This window comes from Methanobrevibacter sp. YE315 (assembly GCF_001548675.1).
GTDB lineage: Archaea > Methanobacteriota > Methanobacteria > Methanobacteriales > Methanobacteriaceae > Methanocatella.
Map to the genome: position 1 here is coordinate 1,679,254 of NZ_CP010834.1, position 15,247 is coordinate 1,694,500.

The 15,247-nt window shown below is 33.6% G+C and carries 19 protein-coding genes; 4 read left to right on the top strand and 15 right to left on the bottom strand.

From position 1 onward, the window contains the following. Positions 1-7 precede the first annotated feature (7 nt). The gene (locus TL18_RS11125) at positions 8-166 is read right to left on the bottom strand and encodes a hypothetical protein (protein ID WP_197031821.1); all 159 of its coding nucleotides are present in this window, start codon (positions 164-166) and stop codon (positions 8-10) included. A gap of 137 nt (positions 167-303) precedes the next feature. Then, positions 304-762 carry a hypothetical protein gene (locus TL18_RS07645; protein ID WP_067043812.1) on the bottom strand — a complete coding sequence of 153 codons (459 nt, stop codon included), beginning with the start codon at positions 760-762 and terminating at the stop codon, positions 304-306. A gap of 93 nt (positions 763-855) precedes the next feature. Here TL18_RS07645 and TL18_RS07650 point away from each other — a divergent pair, with 93 nt between their 5' ends. Then, positions 856-1,791: a 3-hydroxyacyl-CoA dehydrogenase gene (locus TL18_RS07650; RefSeq protein WP_067043815.1), complete on the top strand. Its 936-nt coding sequence runs from the start codon at positions 856-858 to the stop codon at positions 1,789-1,791. A 137-nt stretch (positions 1,792-1,928) separates the two neighbouring features. Then, positions 1,929-2,078: a hypothetical protein gene (locus TL18_RS11010; protein WP_156064633.1), complete on the top strand. Its 150-nt coding sequence runs from the start codon at positions 1,929-1,931 to the stop codon at positions 2,076-2,078. Between the two features lie 171 nt (positions 2,079-2,249). On the opposite strand, the gene dph5 is transcribed toward TL18_RS11010, so the two are convergent. Beyond that, complete coding sequence (gene dph5, locus TL18_RS07655) at positions 2,250-3,041, bottom strand: diphthine synthase (protein ID WP_067043818.1); 792 nt, start codon at positions 3,039-3,041, stop codon at positions 2,250-2,252. Between the two features lie 36 nt (positions 3,042-3,077). On the opposite strand from dph5, the gene TL18_RS07660 reads away from it, so the two are divergent. Next, the gene (locus TL18_RS07660; RefSeq protein WP_067043821.1) at positions 3,078-4,082 is read left to right on the top strand and encodes a class I SAM-dependent methyltransferase family protein; all 1,005 of its coding nucleotides are present in this window, start codon (positions 3,078-3,080) and stop codon (positions 4,080-4,082) included. Positions 4,083-4,096: 14 nt separating this feature from the next. Here TL18_RS07660 and TL18_RS07665 read toward each other — a convergent pair whose 3' ends face one another. The 11 genes from TL18_RS07665 to TL18_RS07710 all read right to left on the bottom strand — a co-directional run bounded on the left by TL18_RS07665 (position 4,097) and on the right by TL18_RS07710 (position 13,734). Beyond that, positions 4,097-4,420: a hypothetical protein gene (locus TL18_RS07665; protein WP_067043824.1), complete on the bottom strand. Its 324-nt coding sequence runs from the start codon at positions 4,418-4,420 to the stop codon at positions 4,097-4,099. Positions 4,421-4,788: 368 nt separating this feature from the next. Continuing rightward, a complete protein-coding gene (locus TL18_RS07670) occupies positions 4,789-5,217 on the bottom strand; it encodes a hypothetical protein (RefSeq protein WP_067043826.1) in 429 nt (142 codons plus the stop codon). 523 nt (positions 5,218-5,740) lie between these two features. Beyond that, positions 5,741-6,670 (bottom strand): S-methyl-5-thioribose-1-phosphate isomerase, encoded by a 930-nt coding sequence (mtnA, locus tag TL18_RS07675; RefSeq protein WP_067043830.1) that lies wholly within the window; start codon positions 6,668-6,670, stop codon positions 5,741-5,743. 251 nt (positions 6,671-6,921) lie between these two features. Then, positions 6,922-7,842 (bottom strand): manganese-dependent inorganic pyrophosphatase, encoded by a 921-nt coding sequence (locus TL18_RS07680; protein ID WP_067043833.1) that lies wholly within the window; start codon positions 7,840-7,842, stop codon positions 6,922-6,924. Between the two features lie 230 nt (positions 7,843-8,072). Then, positions 8,073-8,225 carry a hypothetical protein gene (locus TL18_RS11015; RefSeq protein ID WP_156064636.1) on the bottom strand — a complete coding sequence of 51 codons (153 nt, stop codon included), beginning with the start codon at positions 8,223-8,225 and terminating at the stop codon, positions 8,073-8,075. A 292-nt stretch (positions 8,226-8,517) separates the two neighbouring features. After that, on the bottom strand, positions 8,518-9,384 hold the full coding sequence (locus tag TL18_RS07685) for a radical SAM protein (RefSeq protein ID WP_067043835.1): 867 nt from the start codon (positions 9,382-9,384) through the stop codon (positions 8,518-8,520). Positions 9,385-9,451: 67 nt separating this feature from the next. Beyond that, a complete protein-coding gene (locus TL18_RS07690) occupies positions 9,452-10,012 on the bottom strand; it encodes a methanogenesis marker 17 protein (RefSeq protein ID WP_067043838.1) in 561 nt (186 codons plus the stop codon). Between the two features lie 22 nt (positions 10,013-10,034). After that, positions 10,035-11,276 (bottom strand): methanogenesis marker 15 protein, encoded by a 1,242-nt coding sequence (locus tag TL18_RS07695; RefSeq protein ID WP_067043840.1) that lies wholly within the window; start codon positions 11,274-11,276, stop codon positions 10,035-10,037. A 4-nt stretch (positions 11,277-11,280) separates the two neighbouring features. Next, positions 11,281-11,736 carry a methanogenesis marker 5 protein gene (locus tag TL18_RS07700; protein WP_067043843.1) on the bottom strand — a complete coding sequence of 152 codons (456 nt, stop codon included), beginning with the start codon at positions 11,734-11,736 and terminating at the stop codon, positions 11,281-11,283. Between the two features lie 8 nt (positions 11,737-11,744). Beyond that, positions 11,745-12,215 (bottom strand): methanogenesis marker 6 protein, encoded by a 471-nt coding sequence (locus tag TL18_RS07705; RefSeq protein ID WP_067043846.1) that lies wholly within the window; start codon positions 12,213-12,215, stop codon positions 11,745-11,747. Further along, a complete protein-coding gene (locus TL18_RS07710) occupies positions 12,187-13,734 on the bottom strand; it encodes a methanogenesis marker 3 protein (protein ID WP_067043849.1) in 1,548 nt (515 codons plus the stop codon). Before TL18_RS07710 ends, TL18_RS07705 begins: the two co-directional genes overlap by 29 nt. A gap of 125 nt (positions 13,735-13,859) precedes the next feature. Between TL18_RS07710 and TL18_RS07715 the strand changes: the two genes are divergently transcribed. Then, positions 13,860-14,597 (top strand): thermonuclease family protein, encoded by a 738-nt coding sequence (locus tag TL18_RS07715; protein WP_067043852.1) that lies wholly within the window; start codon positions 13,860-13,862, stop codon positions 14,595-14,597. Positions 14,598-14,664: 67 nt separating this feature from the next. Here TL18_RS07715 and TL18_RS07720 read toward each other — a convergent pair whose 3' ends face one another. After that, positions 14,665-15,129 (bottom strand): hypothetical protein, encoded by a 465-nt coding sequence (locus tag TL18_RS07720; RefSeq protein WP_067043855.1) that lies wholly within the window; start codon positions 15,127-15,129, stop codon positions 14,665-14,667. Positions 15,130-15,247: the final 118 nt, after the last annotated feature.

The window sequence follows — 15,247 nt, forward strand, 5'->3', positions numbered from 1 at the left end:
AAAAAAATTATTTAATATCCTCTTTTTCAATCCATAACAACATTGCTTCCTCAACAGCTTTTGAATACCATCCTGTTTTGAATAACATCTTACTGGAGGCAATTTTGCGAAAATTCAAATCAACGTCATTATTGATGCTGATGGTTACACGTTTGTTTTTAGACATACAATTAGATTGTGCATACTGGTTAATAAATGTTTTAGTGCATTTTTAGAGCAGTTTGATGTCTGAATTTTAATATTGAACTATTTGAAAAAACACTGCAAAAATTAGATATATAAAATAAGTTGATAAATGATTTTCTACACTAAGGGAAGATTTCTATCCTTAACTTTTTTCTTTAAACTGTCCAAATCACTTGAGATAATGGAAATCTTTTCACCGTCAAGATGTGTTGTATAAACCCATGCATCATCAAATGCGATAAGATTATAAGAGTTTTCAATTTCCTCAACCTGTGATATAATATCCTTATGAGTTGAAACTTCGACTCCATTAATATCATTTATTGCCAGATAAAAAGGCCGGAATTTGGGATTTCCATCCCTTCCCTGAATGTATGAATTTAAGGCAATATTCTTATCAACACCCACACTTGATGCCGCTTTAATAAGGGATTTTTCAGTTTTATAAGCATCTAAAACAAGTAATAATTCTTTATTGGATACTTTAAAAGAATAATTTCCATATTTTAATTGTTCATGCCTTAATTTTGATTTTAAAGAATTATTTCTTTTTTGTAAATTATTTAATACATTCATCAGTACTATTTATGTATTTCCCCTTTAATAAGATTATCATTTTATATATTAAAAAATACAAAGCCAAATATACAACTAAAAAGAGGTATAAAAATGAGTATCAAAAAAGTCGTTGTCGCCGGAGGAGGCGTACTCGGAAGTCAAATCGCTTACCAGTCTGCATTTTGCGGATTTGATGTAACTGTTTGGTTAAGAAGTGAAGGTTCAATTGAAAGAGCCAAACCGAAATTTGAAAGATTGCTAAACATCTATTTAGGCAGCCTCGAACAAATGAAAACTGACAAATCTGCATACTGCAGAGGATTCAGTAAAAAAGCTGACTTAAGTGAAGAAGAAATAGATGCCCTAAAAGAGCAAGCTCAAAAAGCATTTGATAGTTTAACCCTAACTACAAGTTATGAAGAAGCAGCAGATGATGCAGATCTTGTAATTGAAGCAATAGCAGAAGACCCTGCTCAAAAAATTGCATTCTACGAAGAATTAGCAAAATATCTTCCAGAAAAAACAATAGTTGTGACAAACTCATCCACCTTACTTCCAAGCCAATTTGCAGAACACACAGGAAGGCCTGAGAAATATCTTGCATTCCACTTTGCAAATAACATATGGGCTCAAAACACTGCTGAAGTAATGCCACACCCTGGAACCGAACAGGAATACTTTGATGCAATCGTCCAATTTGCAGAAGACATCAACATGGTCCCTATAAAAGTATTGAAAGAACAGCCAGGATATGTGCTTAATTCATTGCTTGTTCCGTTCCTATCCGCAGGACAGGCCTTATGGGCTGAAGAAGTTGCAGACCCTGAAACAATTGACTTGACTTGGAGACTTGCTACCGGTTCTCCAAATGGACCGTTCCAGATTCTTGATATTGTGGGACTCGTAACTGCCTACAACATTATCATTATGGATCCTAGGTCTAAAGACCCTGAGACAACCCAGGGAAAAATTGCTTTAAAACTTAAAGAAAAAATCGATGCTGGCGAAACCGGTATCAATGCTGGAAAAGGGTTTTACGAATATTAAAATCCTTTTTTATTCTTTTTTTACCAAAATCCAATACAATTCCTTTTTCAACTAATTTTATTGAAATTTGAAATTATCAAATAAAAACATTTATATAATATTAAAATATAAGTATTATACGATGTGAAGAAAATTTCATGTCTGATAATGAAGACATCAACCATTTTATAATCTCCAAAATGTGGAATATGTTTCATTACGGAAGTAGGAAAAACACAACTACTTCCACTCCCCCCTTTATTTTACGAAAACTCGACAATAAGATTGTTATCATTACTAATTTTTAAAAAAATAGAAAGATTTATAAATATTTAAAATAAAAATAATATACGATGTGAATTAATATACATATCTAAACTAAAAATCACTCGGCCTTTTTTAAATGGTAAAAATTTAAAAAATGAACTCATGAAGTAGTATCAAAAATACTACTTCCACTCTCCCCTTATTTTTAAAAATTAAACATCATCAAGAATGCTTGAGTCTGCACCAGCGATTTCTACAAGATACTCCGCTTCAACAATGTGAAGTTTGGATGGAATTACAATACAATGTAGGGGCCCTCCAAAATCAAAACCAAGCAATTCTTTGATTTTACCTGCTTTTACACAGACATCTTTTGAACCTACACGTGCAATGCCCATAGCCAATGTATCTTCACTAATCAACCCTTCACGCTCCAAGGTATCATGTATATTCATCAAATATTCCAATCCCTGATTAACAGTCATGTACCGGTCTTTATGAGCTTGAATATCAAGCAAAACAAGAGTATGCATGTCCATCTTCAAGTTCTCTTCAATCGCTTCATAAGGAGATTTTGGATAAAAGTTATAATCTGGGAAGGGAATTGTAGTTACCTTACCGAATTTATAGCCTTGAAGACCGGAAATGGCAGGCGCTGAAGACAATATTGATGATCCGTGAATAACTTCATAATCTATTCCTTTTTTAGAACATTGAACTAGAAAATCACTATGGGTGGTTGCAATTAAAGGATCTCCACCAGTAATCAAAGCAACATCAGAAGTTTTAGCCTCATCGATAAACTTGCTTTCTTCTTCCACTTCATTTCTAACCAGAACCTCAATTTTTTGTCCAATCAGTTCTTCGATAGCATCGAAACTTGAACCGAACAACCTTGAAGTGAAAAATTCAGCATAAATCTTATCAACGTTTTTTAAACATTCCAATCCTTTAAGGGATATGTCTTTCTCATCAAATAATCCCAAACCCACTAAATAAAACATATATTATTATATAATAATTTAAACATAAAAAACTTTATGAAATGTGTAAAAGTTCCATTAAAACAGTTAAATGATACTCGCATAAAATTAATGGAAAAGGGTATAATGAATATGGAATATAGGATTAAAGCCTGTGATGATTTCGGATATATTCCAATAAACGAAGATATTGACGATTATGAAATTGTAGATATTGAACTGGAACCGATGAAAAAAGTTGCCCACAGCTTTTCTGAATTGCTCGAAGATGAATTAACCCCTTCAGAAATCGAAAACCTGAAAACATCATTTGACACAATCGGAGATATCGTTATTCTAGAGATTCCAGATGATTTATACGAAAAAAGGCAAATAATCGGAGATGCCGCATTCAAATTTACAAAAAGAAAAGCGGTTTATATGAAAAGAAGTGCGATTAAAGGAACAATACGCATTCGTGATTTGGAATTCTTGGCAGGAGAGGATGACTCCTTTACTATTCACAAAGAGCATGGAGCCCGCTTAAAATTGGATGTTCGTGAAGTCTATTTTTCACCAAGGCTTGCAACTGAAAGAAAAAGAGTGATGGAAAGCGTTAAAGATGGTGAAAAGATTCTTGACATGTTCTGCGGAATAGGGCCATTTCCAATTGTAATTGCAAAAAACAAAAATGTGGAAATTACCGCAGTTGACATCAACGAAGCGGCCATTGGATATCTAAATGAAAATATCGGTCTAAACAAATTAAAAGGTTCTATCAAAACCTATTGCGGAGATGTAAGGGAAGTTAGCGAAGGGTTTAAAACCAAGTTTGATAGAATAATAATGAATCTTCCAGGCCTCGCCTATACTTTCCTTGATGTTGCAATAAATCTAATTGAAGATGGCGGGACAATAAACTATTATGAATTCTCCGATTCATATGAACAGGGAATAAAACGCCTGGAAAAAGAATGTGAAAAGCAAAATAAAAAAGTAGAAATACTTAACTGCCGTAAAGTAAAATCAATTTCACCGGATGAATGGCATGTAGCCATTGACGGGAAAATTACAAACAAATAAGAATAGGATTAAATTTAGAAGATAATCCTATTTCCGGTCCAATCAACATTATCGAAAGCATCAGCTTTCTTTTCATCTTCAAGATATTGTGCCGCATCCCTGTATAATTTTGCTCTGAAAATATCAGGATAAGCAATATATAGCATGTCACCATTACTTCTGGTTTCTTTCATATATGTCACTTCAAACTGGATAATGGTATCATCTTCCTTATGAAAATGATGGACCTCGTTAGCACATAATATTTTGAAATGTACAAAATCGTCTTTTAATAATTCATCAACTAGATCTTCTATCAAAGGAGGTAACTTTGAATCTTTATCATATTTAATTTCCATAATAATGTCCCCTAATTCCCAATTTAAGAATTTCAATTTTAGTAGAAATCCCCAATGTTATTATATGATTTAAAAGTAATTCCTTAAATAGTTATAGATTGATAGATTTAAATTAATAATATCTTATTTTCTCAATATCTAATCCAATGATACTTATTGGCCATCGAACATCTAATAAATTAGACAAACAAAGTTATAACAACAATATAATCTTAAAAAAAAGTATAAACGGAACAAATTTTTTACAAACCCTTAAAATTAAGAATTGATTTGAACTTTAAAAAATAATTGAACCATAAAAAGTAGTTTCTTTAAAAAAAAAAGCGAAATAAATAAAAAAAATAGGAAAAAAGTTAGATATTAAATATCTAACATAAGTAGTAGTGTTCGTATCCACCGCCACCAAGGCTTCCGCCAAAAGTAGTGTAGAAGTTATTTGCACTTCCACCACCAATGCTTCCGCCAAGAGTGCTGTGGAAACCACTTCCACCATAGAGGGTTGGTCTTAAGGAAATATCATCGCATAATCCTCTAGGGTTTCTTTCATGATGAGTCCAACTTAAGTCTTTAAGGTAACTCCATAAATCAGGTTTTTTAGTTGATTGGAGTACAGCTGGAGAGTCTTGAACGATAGGTTGAGGGTCTTGAACGATAGGTTGAACATCCGGTACAATAGGTTGGTCATCTTGAATGATAAGTACGTCAGAAGTGCCAGCATCCACATCGCTAGCACAAACAAAACTAAAGCCTGCTAAGGCAATAGAAATCAAAAGTAAAGTAAATATAATCTTTCTCATAATAATAATCCCTTTTATTTAGTATAATGACTGTGAAATATTTTTTCCACATTTCATCATCTACTTATTATTATCTAAAAGACCATATATAAAGTTTTTCGCATGTAAGTGCTTACTTGCATTCTTAAATAGCTAAATAAAGACTATAATAACTATTTTTTAAGTTTAAAGTTTAAATTGAATGTTTTTAATCAAATAAAACTTTAAGAATAATTGTTCGCATTACAACAAAATAATATATGCCACATATTAATTATATGCTAAAATCAGTTATTCGATTGGAAATACTCCCAATAAACTTATTAAAAACTATAAACTGAAATATTTAGATAATATGAAAACTAGGATAAATACAACTAGAAATACAACTAAAACATATAATTTTCATGTTTTTGAAAAACATTGTTGGAAATTGGTCTCTTTTAAAAACATGCGCAATTTAATCTTTACTGGGTTTTTGGTTTGAAGTGAAACTTTCACAATCAAACATTCATTTTAAAGAAAAAAAAATAAGAATTATTGTCTAAATCGGATCAATTATTCCCTTTTCAGTAATAATTCCTGTAATCAGCTCTTTTGGAGTTATATCAAATGCAGGATTTATGACTTCGGTTCCTTCAGGACAGATTCTTGCCCCTCCATAATACCTTACTTCATCACCATCCCTTTCTTCTATGACAGTATCATAAATATCGATTTCATTGTCAAAAGTGGAGTATGGAGCTGCTACATAAAATGGAATATCATGATATTTAGCGGCTAAAGCAACCATGAAAGATCCGACCTTATTTACAACACCGCCTCGGGCGATTCTATCAGCACCGATGACAACCTTGTCAATCTTGCCCTGTGACATTAAAAATCCTGATGCAACATCAGGTATCAATTTAACTGGAATGTTTTCCTGCTGCATTTCCCAAACGCTTAGGCTGGCTCCCTGTCCGCGCGGACGGGTTTCATCACAGATTACATTAATGTTTTTGCCTTGTTCATGTGCTGCCCTGATTACACCCAATGCGGTTCCATAGTCAACGCATGCAAGAGCGCCTGCATTGCAGTGGGTTAGGATAGTATCGCCTTCATCAATGACTTCAGCACCGAATTTTCCAATAGCCCTATTGGTGGCCATATCTTCTTCATACATTTTTAAGGCTTCAGTTAAAGCATTTTCACTATTAAGAACCCTATCCACTGCCCAAAATAGGTTTACGGCAGTTGGCCTTGCAGCCTTAATTTCTTCAGCTGCTTTTTCCAAGTCAACACCTTCCATATCTGCTAATGCCATTGCAAAGCCAGCAGATACTCCAATAGCTGGAGCGCCACGAACAATCATGTCCTTAATTGCAGTAATAACATCCTGATAATTATCACAATAAACATAGGTCAATTCATCAGGAAGTTTTGTTTGATCAATAAGCTTTAATTTGTTATCTTCCCATTCAAGTGTTTTCATAATAACACCTAATCTATTAAAAAAAAGTTTAAAAAGTTTGAAAGCATAATTAACGTTAGTTTCTAATTTTTTTAATGTATAAAAATACAATTAAAGGTTTTATAATTATGCTTTCCCGTCTAATTTAATATCCGAAATGGATTGATTAGAGATGTATTAAAAATACATCTACTTATTATTTATAAACTAATCATTTATAAATCTTACTTAAAAATGTAAGAAACCCTCATTATTTAGTAATACTAAAATAATTATGCATTATCTGTCATAATAGGGACTACTTGTTTTTTACGTGAAACAACACCTACAAGTAAAACAGTGTTATCTTCTAATTCGACGTCATATGCTTTTTCAACAAGACTTGATTGTTCCCCAAGTACAATTACCTGGGAATTGCTGTTAACAATATCAGTTATCAAAAGCATGAATAAATCTAAATTTTCCTCATCAATTATCCTATTCATCTCTTCTTCAAGTTCTTCTTTCATTTCCATGACTTCATCGATGTCAGCAGTATTGACTTGATTTACAATTGATTTCACATCTTTAAAGTCAATTTGTTTTGCATCAAGAGATAGAATTTCTTCAATTGAGAAATCACTTAAATCTGTTCCTGCCTTAAGCATTTCCAGACCATATTCCTCATAGTCAATTTCTGCGATTTTTGCAAGTTTTTCAACTGCAACTTTGTCGTCTTCAGTGGTAGTTGGAGATTTCAAAAGCAAAGTGTCAGAGATAATAGCAGATAACATTAATGTAGCTATTTCTTTTGTAATTTCTACACCGTTTTCTTCATATAATTTGCATAAAATAGTTTCAGTACAGCCTACCGGTTCAAATCTTAAAAATAAAGGATATGAAGTTTCTAAAGCTAGTTTATGGTGATCTACGACTTTCAATATTTTTGCATTCTCTAGGTTATCCACAGATTCTGCAGGGGAATTGTGGTCTACCAAAATAACATTTGCATCATCTTCAACAGCATCTAAAAGTTCTGGTGCTTCAATATCCAAATAATTTAAAATAAATTCAGTTTCCTTATTGATGCCTCCTAACCTATAGGCTTTAGCATCAGTATTTCCTAATTCATTTTCCAAGTTAGCCATTACTAAACTAGAAGTAATTGAATCACTATCGGGACTTTTATGTCCAAAAACATAAGTTTTAACCATATTATCGTTTCCTCAAAAAATTGATAAAAATAAAATTAATATCAGTTAATTATTTAATTTTCATCTCTATTTAATATTACTATGAAAAATTAGATTAGTATAAAAAATTAGATTAGTATAAAAAACTAGAAAAAAAGAACTTAGCAAATATCAATAAACATTCGCTTTCAAACATTATTATTTAAATATACATTATTTCACCTCCAATCATTTTATATGAAATATTGTACCTACATCATCCTGCTTGTGAAGCATTCACATCCTACATCAACAGGAGATAGGCCATCTATTACTGGACAATTGGAACATCTTCCATTGTCGGAAAAATTTTCATCAAACTTATAATATTCACAGTTTCCATGTATTTTTATTAAGTTTATCATAATTACACCTCAAATCATAATTTAATAAATATTACATATGTTGCTTTAAACTTTATTGCAACATACCACACTTACAATTTAGTTTATTAAAAGACATATAAATAGTTTTTCGAGTGCAAGTGCCCACTTACATCTTTAAATAATAAAAAAACGAAAAATAATGCAATATTCTGAAGATAAGAACTAATAAAATCCTAAATTAAAAATTAAATAACAAAAATGAAAAAAAAATATTAAAAGAATGAGTCTGTAAAAATTTACAGACGCAAAAAATAGAAAATATCAAGAATGTTTAGTAATGACTTTGTGGTGTCATTCCTAAATGATGATCTTCGCTTTTTTTACCAGGTATTCCGTAAGCGTCCGCCCTGCATTGGGTGCATGCCCTGAATACTGGAATAATCTCTTCAACTTCTTCCCTGACCTTTTCCATCATCATACAGTCAGGCCTTTCCAAGTCTTTCATTTTTCCCAATGGAATTAAAGGCAATACATTCATCATGGCCGCTCCACGTTTTTCAACTTCACGGGCAATTTCAACAATATGCTCATCGTTTACGCCCGGAATTAAAACTGAGTTAACTTTAACAACCAGACCATTAGCAGCTGCCTTTTCAACACCTTCCAATTGATTTTTGATTAAGATTTCAACAGCTTCCCTGCCTTTGTAAACTTTTCCTTCGTATTTGATGAAAGAATAGATATTTTCAGCGATTGCAGGATCAACTGCATTGATGGTTACGGTAACGGAATTTACTCCAAGTTCTGCAAGCTTATCAGCATACTTTGGTAGTAAAAGACCATTAGTACTCATACATTTTATTAAATCCGGCTGTTCAGTGGCTAATTTTTCAAAGAATTCAAATGTTTCTTCATTGGCAAGTGAATCACCGGGACCGGCTACTCCTACAACGGCAATAGGACCATCTGCAGTAACATCATTAATGTGAGTAATTGCATCATCAGGTTTCATTATGCAGCTTGTAACACCAGGTCTGTCTTCTTCATTGTTAATATCCCTTGTACAGAAGTTACAAAAGATATTACATTTTGGTGCAACTGGTACGTGTGCTCTTCCGACTTTATCATGCATTTTTTCATTAAAACATGGATGTGCTCTTGTAATATGTGCGAATCTTGAACCTTTATGTTCATTCATAATACCACTACTCCTAAAATATAACTCCTGTTATTTTGTATTGATACGAACAAATATATAAACCTTTCTATTTGCCGTTGTTCAATTCGTCAATATACTCATGAGCTTTTTCAATCCATTCATCTTTAATTAACTCGTCAGTAGCTACAACAGTTACAATATCTTCAGTAGACAAATCTTTAATAATTTTAAAGCCTTCCGGCAATATTCTAAAGATTGCATCGTAAATACGCCTTTGCAAATTAGAATGAGGGTCATCAACAACGACTGATTTTAAATCTGTATGGTCCCCATTAAGTTCAAGCTGATACCTATTAGGCTGATAGATTTCATCCCTTGAAAATTCCATCCATAATATCTTTAGGATGTTTGGAAGATAGTTCTCATTATCAATCAAAATCATAGTTTTATCGTTGGCCTTATCATAGGACAAATTAGCTACATCCTCAAATTTAACTGCAGTAGAAGTCTTTCTCATTTTAATAGCTAAAACAAATACAGGGTCATCTGGATTAACATAAGCTTTCAAATCATCAACGGAAGCTCCCAAAACTAAATCCTGAAAGATCTGTTTGATGATGATTTCATAAACTTCTGCACCTCTTTCATCATAGCATTCAACTAACATCAAATCAACCCTTTAAAAATATTTATTTATTATCTTGTCTGTGTCCCATTCCAGAAACCAAAAGGGCTGCTCCTACAGCACCAATGTGTTGGGAATATTCAGGAACAATAACTTCAATTCCACCTAAAGTTTCACTTACTGCTTCTACAAGACCTGAAATTAAACTAGTTCCTCCCACTTGGATTAAAGGTTCACGAATGTCAATTTCTTGCAATTGTTGTTCATAAACTTGTTCAGAAACGGAGTGACATGCTGCAGCAGCAACATCAGCTTTAGAACCCCCTGCCGCAAGTGTGGTAACGAGGTCTTGAATACCAAATACGATACAGTATGAATTCAACATAGCTTTTCTCCAGTCACCTTGCACAGCTAACGGACCGAGTTCTGTAATATCCACATCCAATCTGCGGGAAGTCATATCCAAGAATCTTCCGGATGCACCTGCACAGATACCACCCATGGTAAAGTTATCCGGAATACCGTTGTTAACGGTAATAACCTTGTTATCCATACCACCAATATCCAATACTGTAGCTTCGCCTTTTTGGCAATCAGCCAAATATACTGCACCTTTTGCGTTAACGGACAATTCTTCCTGAATGAGTTCTGCATTAAATTCCTGACCCATAGTGAATCTACCATAACCAGTAGTTCCAATACCGTCTACATCATCCCATCCATAATCAGTATTTGAAAATGCTTCAGCAGCAGCTGTTTTTGCAGATTCAATGATGTCCTTAGTAGCTGTCCATCCGGTACCAATAACTTGGTTGTTTTCCATAAGTACAGCTTTTGTAGTGGTTGAACCTGAGTCTAAACCAAGAGTAAGTCCTTCTTGTTTTTCACGAGCAAGAATGTTTCTACGAGTTACAGTAGTAGCCAATGCTTCCATACGGATGAACAGTTCATCTGCTTTTGTTCTTTCAGTAAATGAATAAGTAACTACAGGAATACGTGTATTGTTTTGGATAAATCTCCTGACTTCATTTCTAACTAATGCTGCTTCAGCACATCTAAAACAGGTTGCAATAAATACTGCATCCGGTTTGGATCTGCCTTCAACAATAGCCATAGCTCTTGCAATCATTAATTTCAAACTTGAACTTTGAGCTGAAAATCCAAATTTCTCATAAGACTCATCAATGTAATCCAAATCAATTTCAGGAAGAACAATTTCAGCACCGAACTTATTTGCCGCTTTTTCAATTTCCTTTTGAATTCCACTATATTCTGTTCCACATGAAACTAAAGCAATTTTAACCATATTATTATTCCTCCTCGCCAGTTTCTTCAAGAGAATCTACAAATTCGTTAATATCATTTAACATGACATAAGTTTCATCCTGATTGGTAGGATAATTAAGCTCCAAAACAGGGATGCCTTTTGTTCTAAGCAAAAATATTGATAGTTCATTAGTTCTTGCACAACCGATACAACCAAAACCATATGGTGCACCATCAACAAGGATTGCTGCTTCTGCTTCGTCTATAAGAGGGCCAATAATTGCCATTCTACCACGAACACCAGAAGGAACCTCAATAGCTGCATATTTAAGTCCTTTAATTGGATCATCTTCTGTAATATTCATTGGAGGAGAATCAATCTCCGGATCTTTAATCTTTTGTCTAATTTGTTTTTGAAGAACTAAAGGAGTATGACCTTTTCTCTCAAGTAAATCTGCCAATATTAATGAATTTGGAGGATAAATAGCTATTTTAACCATATTTTCACCTACTCTTTATTTTCTAAACATTCATTCATGATTTTTTTAAATTCGTCAACGCTAACTGGTTTTTTCTCTTCCAATTCGACTTCTTTAGGATTCTCTAAAGCCTCAGAAACAAAACCAAGTATTCTATATTCCTTTTCCATTTGATGGAAACCTTCTCTAGGACCAAACCTATGACCTCTACATCTCCTAGGGTCACCTGGAGCAAATCCTCTTTCTTTAGTGAAAATGTGATTTGGATCTAGTTTTCTAATCTCCTCAATAGCTTTGTAAACATGCTCGCTTTTGCCGCTAATCATAGAACCATAGCAAGTATTTTTAATGGTAAGCGGTAAGCCAAGCATATGAAACTCACTGACTATTTGCTGTTCACTTACATGAGCTCCCGGCCCAATAAAAATCATACGAGTAATTACATCAGGATCCCAATCTTCTTTACCCAAATCAGGACTCATGGTTAGATTCTGTGACATATACTACAACTCCCTCTTTTAATTTTTCAAGATGGTCATAATCAGAAGTGATATCCCCAATAATATTTGTTGCTTCAAAACTTTCAGCAGTTGGTCCAAATTCTGTATTATCCTCAAATCTAATACCAATCAGACCAGCGCTTTTTGAAGCCATATTTGTAATACCAATTTGACCTCTAATAACATTATCAACTGGGTTATTTTCAGGAATTAAACCTTTAGCTAACTTCTTATCCCCTTCAAAAATAACAATGTGCATTCCAGGAACTGCAAAATGAACTTTAATTTTGCCAACAGGATTTTCTAAAAGACCTGATAAAAATTTAAAGTACCTTACAGATCTAGGTGCGTTATCGACAAACTTAATTGTACATAACTCCTCTTTCTTAACAGCTTTAGTAATTACATTTCCTTCTTTTAGGATATCAATTGTATGTTTAGGATTCTGTTCAACGATTATCGCATCATCATCAATCAATCCATCGATGAGATGTTCAACACCAACTGCTGACAACATTTCAGTAGCTTCTTTTTGAGTTTTATTTAACAACATTAATCTTTGCTGTTCGGATTTTACTGTTACAAAGTCATTTTCTTTTGCAATATCAATTATTTCCATACCGTTGACAATTCTACCTACAGTAGTGTGATTCGGAGACAATACTCTATTTTCACGATAGATAAACAGTTTTCCAACACCCACACCATCGTTTCTTACGGTTATTGTTCCCCTAGTCCTTTGAGTGGTGTGTTCTTTTGGCTTATCAATACCCTGCAGGTCATAAAAGCCTATAAATGATTCGCTATCAAAAGAGACTTTAATTCTCCTATCCTTTACAAGTGAGAATAAGTGTTCAACACAGACAGGTGAACTTTCATCTATTTCAAAGGAAATATAAGTGTACAGCTCATTTCCTTCTTCCAGAACAGTGCTTAAATCGGATACTGAATAACTGTCTGTTGTTGTGCTTCTTTCGATGATTGGCTCAATGCCCGTAACCTTATCATCATCAGTTAAGTTCTCTAAAGTTTTCCTACCACCAATGACACGGGCAAAAATACCCTTATTATAAGGAGGCACACTATAAACATTAGTTGTATTCCCTTTAAGCATTATTAAATGAGTAGACTCATTACTAAAACTAGACAAACTTAAAACTACATCTCCTTCATAGTATTTGTATTCGTCGGAAGTTGGTTCCAAATCAGTCACTATTGGACCAATAGCGACCTCAGTAGGAGTAGACCACCTGATGTCCAAATCAATGAATTGACTATATTGATTTTTCCAAACATCAATAAGCGGCTTTGCTTCCTCAGATTCATCTAATTGGATAATAATGGAACCTTTATTAGTTTTGATTTTATATTTGCTAATATTTTTCTCCAGTTCCTTTTTACCCTTAATTAGACAGACAATACTGCCAGGAGTATATGGAGCATCAGTTTCATCAATCACGTCTTGGATTGTTGAAGCATCTGCTACATCCATTTCTTCTCCATTAATTTTAATTAACATACAATCTCCTAATAAGAATTTTTAATATTATATATTTATTAGTTTATTATATATTAAAATTATTTATTTGATTTGGAAAAGATTTATTAACACATACTAATAACAATTAAGTAATGGTGAAAATCATGGAATTTAATAAAAAACATATTATTTCTTTACTAATTATTCTGATTATAGGACTTGGAGTGATATCCATAGCCAGTGCATATACAGGAACCGGCTTTTCACACAACATTCCATTTTCAAAATACCATGATTTGTCCAATTCAGAAATCTTAAACAAATACGAAGATACGGACTGCCATATTGAAAGATACGGCGTTTGCACACAAGTTGTTGACGGAGATACAATCTATCTGGATAGTGGTGAAAAAGTACGTTTTGTTGGAGTGAATACACCTGAACGGGGAGTTGAAGGATATATCGCTTCAAAAAACTTTGTTCAGAAATTCTGCTTAAATAAAAAAATCGGATTGGATGTTGATGATTCAAAACACAGCGACAAATACGGACGAACATTGGCTGTCGTTATTGTTGATGGAAAAAACCTAAATGAGATGCTTTTAAAAGAGGGCCTTGCAGAAGTAATGTACATACCTCCAAGCGAATTCTATCCATTTAACTGGGCAGGCGATTCAACCCACATCCCAAACTCACATACCACTTATTCAAATACTCAAACCGACAGCGATTCTGGATCCGGCGATTCAGGAAGTTATATCGGCAACTCCAACTCTGGAAAATTCCATAAGAACACATGCAAATGGGGTCAAAAAACAGCGGAGCACAACAGAGTATACTTTAACAGCAGAAATGATGCGATAAGCCAAGGATATCAGCCGTGCAAAGTCTGCAATCCATAAAATAAGATTCATCAAATAAATTTTTTAAAAAAAAAGTAAATAAAAAAAGATAGGTAGGGGAAGTTACCTATCTTCTTTTGAGAGAGCATGCTCCTAAGACTGCGGATACTGCTAATAATGCTAAGATTGGGTTTCCAGTAGCGTGTTGGTGGACTGGACTGTGTTGTACAGTTGCATTAACAGTTTTGTGGGTTGTGTTATGAGATACGTTTCCCATGTATGGGTGGCGTTCATCGTGATTTGCATCAGGTGGGATGATGTATCTTGCAGGAGCTGATTCGTTTTTGTATGGGTGTTGTTCGTCATGATTTGCATCAGGTGGGATGATGAATTTATCATGGGTGGAGTTTGTTCCGTTCATAAGGTCAGTTGTGTTTGTTGTGTTTGTTACGTTGTTGAGATTGTTTGCGCTTATTACTATTTTGTCGTTTCCGATTGTTTGTCCAGCATGGTCAGCTGCACATACAGCACCTGCTGAGATAAGTACTAAAAATATTGCCATTATTGATAGAATTTTGCTGTTGAATTTCATTTTGATTCCTCCGAATTTTTTGGATACAGGGAAATTAACTGTCCTCGTACAGTTTAATTATATAAAAACAGTAGTATATAAAGTTTTTCGAGTGTAAGTGCCCACTTGCACCTATAAA

Bases quoted from the DNA above. Each gene is read 5' to 3' on its own strand.
- TL18_RS07690 (WP_067043838.1), bottom strand. From the start codon at position 10,012: ATGTTAGTTGAATGCTATGATGAAAGAGGTGCAGAAGTTTATGAAATC.
- mtnA (WP_067043830.1), bottom strand. From the start codon at position 6,670: ATGAAAACACTTGAATGGGAAGATAACAAATTAAAGCTTATTGATCAA.
- TL18_RS07680 (WP_067043833.1), bottom strand. From the start codon at position 7,842: ATGGTTAAAACTTATGTTTTTGGACATAAAAGTCCCGATAGTGATTCA.
- TL18_RS07685 (WP_067043835.1), bottom strand. From the start codon at position 9,384: ATGAATGAACATAAAGGTTCAAGATTCGCACATATTACAAGAGCACAT.
- TL18_RS07695 (WP_067043840.1), bottom strand. From the start codon at position 11,276: ATGGTTAAAATTGCTTTAGTTTCATGTGGAACAGAATATAGTGGAATT.
- TL18_RS07715 (WP_067043852.1), top strand. From the start codon at position 13,860: ATGGAATTTAATAAAAAACATATTATTTCTTTACTAATTATTCTGATT.
- TL18_RS07645 (WP_067043812.1), bottom strand. From the start codon at position 762: ATGAATGTATTAAATAATTTACAAAAAAGAAATAATTCTTTAAAATCA.
- TL18_RS11125 (WP_197031821.1), bottom strand. From the start codon at position 166: ATGTCTAAAAACAAACGTGTAACCATCAGCATCAATAATGACGTTGAT.
- TL18_RS07700 (WP_067043843.1), bottom strand. From the start codon at position 11,736: ATGGTTAAAATAGCTATTTATCCTCCAAATTCATTAATATTGGCAGAT.
- TL18_RS07660 (WP_067043821.1), top strand. From the start codon at position 3,078: ATGAAATGTGTAAAAGTTCCATTAAAACAGTTAAATGATACTCGCATA.
- TL18_RS11015 (WP_156064636.1), bottom strand. From the start codon at position 8,225: ATGATAAACTTAATAAAAATACATGGAAACTGTGAATATTATAAGTTT.
- TL18_RS07720 (WP_067043855.1), bottom strand. From the start codon at position 15,129: ATGAAATTCAACAGCAAAATTCTATCAATAATGGCAATATTTTTAGTA.
- TL18_RS07705 (WP_067043846.1), bottom strand. From the start codon at position 12,215: ATGTCACAGAATCTAACCATGAGTCCTGATTTGGGTAAAGAAGATTGG.
- TL18_RS11010 (WP_156064633.1), top strand. From the start codon at position 1,929: ATGTCTGATAATGAAGACATCAACCATTTTATAATCTCCAAAATGTGG.
- dph5 (WP_067043818.1), bottom strand. From the start codon at position 3,041: ATGTTTTATTTAGTGGGTTTGGGATTATTTGATGAGAAAGACATATCC.
- TL18_RS07670 (WP_067043826.1), bottom strand. From the start codon at position 5,217: ATGAGAAAGATTATATTTACTTTACTTTTGATTTCTATTGCCTTAGCA.
- TL18_RS07650 (WP_067043815.1), top strand. From the start codon at position 856: ATGAGTATCAAAAAAGTCGTTGTCGCCGGAGGAGGCGTACTCGGAAGT.
- TL18_RS07710 (WP_067043849.1), bottom strand. From the start codon at position 13,734: ATGTTAATTAAAATTAATGGAGAAGAAATGGATGTAGCAGATGCTTCA.
- TL18_RS07665 (WP_067043824.1), bottom strand. From the start codon at position 4,420: ATGGAAATTAAATATGATAAAGATTCAAAGTTACCTCCTTTGATAGAA.